This is a genomic window from Cyanobium sp. Morenito 9A2 (assembly GCF_024345575.1).
Taxonomy (GTDB): Bacteria; Cyanobacteriota; Cyanobacteriia; order PCC-6307; family Cyanobiaceae; genus ATX-6F1.
The window spans coordinates 37,458-43,807 of record NZ_JAGQBJ010000018.1 but is presented as its reverse complement, the minus strand read 5'-3'; the positions used below and the strand labels follow the sequence as shown (position 1 = coordinate 43,807).

Sequence of the window (6,350 nt, the reverse complement as noted above, 5' to 3'; positions counted from 1 at the left end):
AAAGACAGGGCAGATTTACTCCGGAATCAGCAGTCATTACCTGATTGAAGCCTTGAGGTCCATAGATGCGCTCATTACGGTCATGGTGCCGCGTTGGCACCTGAACGGACGGCCTTGCCCAGAGTTTGCCTGACCTGGGGTTCCCACGACTTCGTGGACATTGATCAGGGATTCACAGGGGTGAGTGTAAAGGTCGCGATGAACCTCTGATCACAGTCGATCGGCCTGATGCAGCCAATCGTTGAATGGCGCCGTTCGCGGTTGTAGGAACCCTCGATCCAGAAGGCCAGATCAAGCTGCAGCTGCTGGGGTGAGATCAGCTCCTCTCGATTGTCATCCAGGTCCAACTCCAGCTACTGCTTCGCAGAAGCCTTCGGCTAGAGGGTGGAAAAACAGCTCTCCACCACGGCGTTGTCCCAGCAGCAGCCCTTGGCGGACATGCTGCAGACGATCTTCTGCTCCTTGAGCAGATCGCGGTAGTCAGCAGCCCGGTACTGGCGGCCCTGATCCGAGTGAATCAGCAGCGTCTCCCGCTCCACATGCCGGTGGCCGAGGGTTCGGTTGAGAGCCTCGATCACCCGAGCGGCATCCATGCGGTGATCCAGCTTCCAGCCGACCACACGGCGGCTGAACAGATCGATCCAGACGGCCAGATACCGCCAGCCGGCGCTGATGCGGATGCAGGTGATGTCACCCGCCCTGCAGCGAGACTCGCTGCGCGAGAAGCCTGCGGCTACGGGGCCGGGGGCTGGAAGTCCTGCTGCTGCAGCTCCTCTACCACCCCGGAGGCCCCGCTCCTGCCATTGTGGCAGGGCCGGATCGGTTGACGGGTCCTGGCCCGCAGCTCGGCACAACGCATGAGCCGGGCGACACGGTGGCGTCCTGCCGGATGTCCTGCAGCGCGCAGCTCCTGGTGAATCCGCGGGGATCCGTAGACACCGCGGTGCTCCCGGGGACACCGCCTCGATCTCAACAGTGAGCTGAGTATTCGCGGCCGCCCGCTTTCCCGGCGCCTCCTGCCGCTACCTACAGGCGTAGGAGCCACTGCGGGCCACTCCTATCTGGCGGCAGAGCCAGGCCACCGAGTGTCGTTCGCCAAGTGCATCGATCAGGCACGACCTCTCGGCGGCAGCTTCTCTCATCGCAAGCGGAACTCCTACGGGCTACGCAACGTGCGCTGCCGCCAGCCTGAACAGAAATCGTTCTCCCCCCTGAGCTCTCGCACCGCTTGACGGAGACGGCTGAGTTCAGCGCGCTCCTCGCTGCTGAGCACGCCCTGGTCCCTGGGGCCGCCGTCACCACGGTCAATCCGGGCCTGGCGAACCCAGCGGGCCAGGCTGCTGGAGGGAAGGCTGAGCCGTCACCAGGTAACGGCAGAGCAGGAGAGGCCTTCCTGGAGGCAGAACGCGACAGCCTCCTGATTCTGCGGCGCCGTGAATCGGCGCAGGGTCTAGGTGGGGTTGGTCATCGACGAAGAGACTGATGGTCATGGCGTGACCCCCTAGAGACCTGCCCACGGAACCGGGGCAACCCCAAAACCTCAGTCTGGAGACCTCGGTTTTTACGCCTCGTTCAAGGTCTTACCGTGAAAGAGACGCGGCTAACGCTCAGAAAGACCAGGAAGGCGGCTCCCCGCCGAATGGCGCGTGTTCTCATGGACACGTCCCAGGCCTCTCGTCAGCCCAGACCTCGAGTCATTCCAGGCTTGGTGGGAATGGAAGAGGTGGAGGTTCGGGCTTGCGAAAACAGCGGTTCAGCTGACAGAGCGGCTCCCTGGGTTCCATGCACAGCACCACTCTAAGGAAAATCGTTGCACCGCTCACCACTTGAAGTTGTGACCAAATATGTGTAAGTCAGCGAATGTGTTGAGGGCCCGATCTGGCCCTGAAGTCAGTAGCAACGACGCCATTCCGAGACCTGTGTGTGGCGATTAAGGGTGTGTTGCGGCTTGTATGCGGCGCATACGCGGGGGGTAGCGGGTAAACACCCCATGATCCCTCGCTTTCTATACAAGAATTGCCACGGAAGAAAAGAGAATACTTCATGCCATCAGATGCGTTCAGCGATTATCTCCACACAATCGGCCGCATTCCTTTACTCACCCCTGCAGAAGAGCTTCATCTTGGGACCATTGTTCAGCGTTGGCAGCAGGACAGCGGAGAGTGCTGCGATCTCGAACGGCGAGGACGTCGGGCCATGAAGCGAATGGTGAGCGCCAACCTGAGACTGGTGGTCACCGCGGTCAAAATGCGTCAACGACGGATCATCCAGCTGAGGCTGGATTCCATGGACCTGGTGCAGGCCGGCAACATCGGTCTCCTGAGGGCCGTGGAAAAGTTTGACCCCAGGCGCGGCTACAAATTTTCAACCTATGCCTACTGGTGGATCCGCCAGGCCGTGAACCGCTATGTCCAGGAGCAAACAGGTTCGATCCGACTGCCGGTGAACGTGATTGACCTGGCCACACGGGCTGCGTCGATCCTGGCGAGCTCCGACCGCACAGTCAGTTCCCGCGAGCTGGCCCAGCAACTCGGGGAAACCGAAGCCAGACTCCAGTTTGCGATTCAAGCCGCTCGCCGTAGCCATATGGTTTCCCTCGATCAAAAGGCCGGCGGTGAAAATGAGATGACCCTCCTGGATCTGGTGGCCGATCCCAGTGAGCTGCGACCGCAGGAGGACTACCACTGGATGGAGCAACACCTGCAGCAGCTTGATGAGAAGGAATTCCATGTCCTGAAACTAAGACACTGCCAGGAAAGACAATTGTCCTATGCCTCGGTGGCTCAGCTCACGGGACGAACTAAAGATCAAGTGCAACGCATCGAACGTCATGCCTTTGTAAAACTACGCCGCAAGCTAACGCCCATGCTGAATCCTGTTTGAGCTGGGCGTGACTTGCTCTGGCGATGGCAGGGGTGATGACTCCAACGTTGGACCTGCCATTCTGATCGGTGGTCATCAAGGCTGCTCGAGGCCCCGGATGTGATCTCTCACTGGGTCATGGGGCTCTGGGCGTATGGCTCGTATGCTCCGTCACCATAGGGGAAAGCGATGAAAGTCATTGACGAAGAAGAAAAAACGCATCGGATCGCCGCAGACTTGAACCACTATGCTGCGTTCTAAAAGAACATGATCCTGTCTTTATTCGGGTTCGTTTTGGTTGGTATGCAGCCCATATGCTCCATTGATTCATGCGTGGTTTCATCGATACAGGGAACGCTTACGTCGGTCGATTCACGCCAACCTTCGAGACGAAAAGCCCATTAAAACCGACATTTTACCGCAGAAGTCCTACGACTCGACAAGCATCAACATCGACACACTCCTTTACCTTGAGCATCAGTGCAGCATTGAGGATTTCAATTTGGTACAACTCTGCAGCTGGCAGCAAGAGACAGAACGACTACACGAGCTCAGGGTCATGTCCCAATACATATGCGCATCTTCAAGAATTACCGCGATGGCGGGCCTCTTGGTTGCAGGCAACCAATACAAGCTCCTCAGAATTCGCCGAAATGACCATACACACTATAACTTTTACCGGAACGCTCTCCACAACGACAAAGAGATTCTCCTTAAGGGGCAGCGGCAGGCTTTGCAGAAGTTCTCGAACGATCTTCGAGATTTGCTGATACCACGACTCACGTGCTTGGTTTGTGCCAGCAAGCTCTACACGATGTCGTATGACCAGCTGGACTGGCTGGAGTATGCGATGAGCCTAGAGCCGGATTCACATCACTAGGCCGCACCAGTTGTCCAAGACATCCTTGATCAGACCCTCAGGAAGCCTCTCCCTGATAGAACCACCGAGATCCAGTAGCACACATTGATGCAGTTGGCATGAACAAAACTCGTCCAACAATCGGATTCACCGAACGCCGCGATAACGCTCCGGTTGCAAACGGACATCGGTGGCGCGGTATCGGAGATCCGGGCCGATCAGCAGCAGCTGGAGGCACGGAGTCTGTGCACGCAGACCCATTCCGCCAGAATGATTTTGATGTAGGCGAAGTCGTCTGGAAGCCATAACGTTCCACTTTCCTGCTGGTCTGCGGGCTGTGGGGCCCGGTACGGATTCCAGGGGGCGGCGGCGTTGCGCCAGACCCTGAGCGGCAGGTGGAGCCGTTGCCGAAGAGAACCCGGCGGCAGGTGATCCCCTGCCCAGAGAAGCATGCGCCAGCACAGGCCAGGAAGCCAACGGCCGCCGATGTGCTCGCCAACGAGCACATCGACGGTGGCCAGGTTTACCGTGTCATTCAGATTGACAGGTGACGTCGATCTCGTTGACTCGGGACATCAGCGAACACAGCCAATCCAATCAAGTGTGGATCAACCTGCCATCAGATGAAACCTAAGCGATACTGGCATGACCAGACATTCAAGCGGCATAATGGCAGTCAAGAAGTGTACCCCACGTGAAAGCCACCCCTTCACGCTCCTATTGAACAACCAATCCCTTTGATTGTGCCAACCACTGAACGACGTCCTTATACAACTTCTTCTTAAATCTCTCTTCAAGACGTAACACAAGAGCTTCGGCAACCAATGTCGCAACTGCTCTGTAGAGCGGCCCCCGCATCGTCTTGCTTGCAATCTGAATCGTGGCCACAGCGTCAAGACCGCCTTGATTCGCCTTGACTCTGATCAAAACCCTGGCACTCGCCGGTTGGCTTTGCTCATTCTGGTCGCGGGCAAATCTAGTCACGGCATTGATAATCAGCGAGGGGCCTCGGACGCTTCTTTTTATAATCCAGATTCGCGAACCAAACTCTCTACCTCCAATTGAGATCCCAGTCGATTCATACCGATAACATCCTTCGCGCAGCTTCTGAATCCTGCTTTTTGCGAGCAGACATCTCAGCGGATTTTCTGTGCAAAGAATATATTCACACAGCTCAGATTGCAAATTTTTTTCAGGAGTTGCTTTGATTTCTACTTGCGAATGCTTGGAGCGACGAGCAAGGCTTCTACTTGAAGTCATGAAGCACGCGATACTATCGCCATCCTCTCACATTTGACATGACCTTCGCCCACAACTGCTATGATGTAAAAAAATCACGCCGAGATGAGTCACATCTCGGCGTGATGGCAGCCGCAAAGGATTGAGGCTGGCAGCGAGGCATCCTCATCAACATTGCTGACTCAATCAATTAAGCCATAGAAGCGACATCTGAAGGCAATAAGAATGTGAAACCCTGAAGTAATATAGATCAACCTCGCAAACAATGAGGGCGGGGAGGGGCGAGGCCCCGCCACGAGAAGCTGATCAGAATCCGCCAAGAAGCCTGAAAATGGATGTGGCGTTGAGCAGGGGGCCAATGGGCTCAACTGCTGACTTAAGGCTATCGTTTAGCTTCGCCCATCCATGGCGATCAACAATCAATGTATCGCCTTGTTGCATTGGAGGATTCTCCGGAGATCCAAGCGAAGCTGCTGGATTGTAGGAGATAATCGATTGCTTGATTGCCCCTGTGGACTGGAGCCTGAGTAACTTGATTGTCGTCTTACTTGCGCGTCGATTCAAGCCACCAGCCGAGAGCAACGCCTGAGAAAGGGGACTGTTTGCTTTAATGCTCTGGTTTCCGGGGCTCATGACCTCACCAATGACATTCACACTAATCGTATCGGGCGCAAATGTTGACGAAGCAACGGACAACAAATCGGCTTCAGAGAGCTTATCCGCCCTGGCAATTGAAATTGCATCACCATCGTAAATCAATGGATTAGCGACTGGATCTGACCCCCTAAGCACCTGCCAGAAGTCATAATGAAATGTTCTAAGTTTCGACCCTGGACCAGCATCAGCCCGCACAATCATGACATTACCCAAATCTCCTTGTGCAGTAAGACCGCCGGCTTTCTGAATTGCATCAACCAATGTTGGCCATCCACTGGTGGAGATTGTCGTAGCACCACCGGTGGGACCAGCACTCCCTAGTTGGTTGCTGCCCCCTTGGGCGATACTGTAAAGGCCAGGCCGTTGCACCTCGCCGCTGATCGAGACCCTCAAGGGCCTTGAGCCAACAAGATCAAGGTAGACAATTGGACGGCGCAGGATCAATGAATATCCTTTCGAAATCCGCTTTCTTGCCTCGTCAAGGCTTAACCCCCAAACCGAGACACTTCCTAGTCGTGGCAGATTGACTGTTCCATCGCTCAAGACTTCTACGCTCGCCTGATAGCCCTCTGTCTTGAATACTTCCATGCGCAACCTATCTCCCGGACCAAGCCTATAACGAAAAGCGTTTGGCGCATTAGGCAAACTATTGGCCCATGCAGGCTGCATCATCAACAGGCCAAGCGCAAGTCCAATGGCAGAGATTTTCGTTGGTGTCATCATGATTAGCCTA

General features: G+C 55.7%; 6 protein-coding genes. 1 reads left to right on the top strand and 5 read right to left on the bottom strand.

Annotation, left to right across the window (positions count from 1 at the left end):
• Positions 1-164 precede the first annotated feature (164 nt).
• From KBY88_RS15310 to KBY88_RS16345, 3 genes are all read right to left on the bottom strand, one after another.
• Entirely contained in the window at positions 165-347 is a 183-nt protein-coding gene (locus KBY88_RS15310) for a hypothetical protein (RefSeq protein WP_254940804.1), read from the bottom strand.
• Positions 348-377: 30 nt separating this feature from the next.
• A complete protein-coding gene (locus tag KBY88_RS16350; protein ID WP_396103320.1) occupies positions 378-635 on the bottom strand; it encodes a DDE-type integrase/transposase/recombinase in 258 nt (85 codons plus the stop codon).
• A gap of 98 nt (positions 636-733) precedes the next feature.
• Entirely contained in the window at positions 734-1,045 is a 312-nt protein-coding gene (locus KBY88_RS16345; RefSeq protein ID WP_396103314.1) for an IS3 family transposase, read from the bottom strand.
• 998 nt (positions 1,046-2,043) lie between these two features.
• Here KBY88_RS16345 and KBY88_RS15300 point away from each other — a divergent pair.
• A complete protein-coding gene (locus KBY88_RS15300) occupies positions 2,044-2,883 on the top strand; it encodes a sigma-70 family RNA polymerase sigma factor (RefSeq protein ID WP_254940802.1) in 840 nt (279 codons plus the stop codon).
• Positions 2,884-4,438: 1,555 nt separating this feature from the next.
• Here KBY88_RS15300 and KBY88_RS15295 read toward each other — a convergent pair.
• On the bottom strand, positions 4,439-4,981 hold the full coding sequence (locus KBY88_RS15295; protein ID WP_254940801.1) for a hypothetical protein: 543 nt from the start codon (positions 4,979-4,981) through the stop codon (positions 4,439-4,441).
• 285 nt (positions 4,982-5,266) lie between these two features.
• Positions 5,267-6,337 (bottom strand): polysaccharide biosynthesis/export family protein, encoded by a 1,071-nt coding sequence (locus KBY88_RS15290; protein WP_254940800.1) that lies wholly within the window; start codon positions 6,335-6,337, stop codon positions 5,267-5,269.
• Between the last annotated feature and the right edge of the window lie 13 nt (positions 6,338-6,350).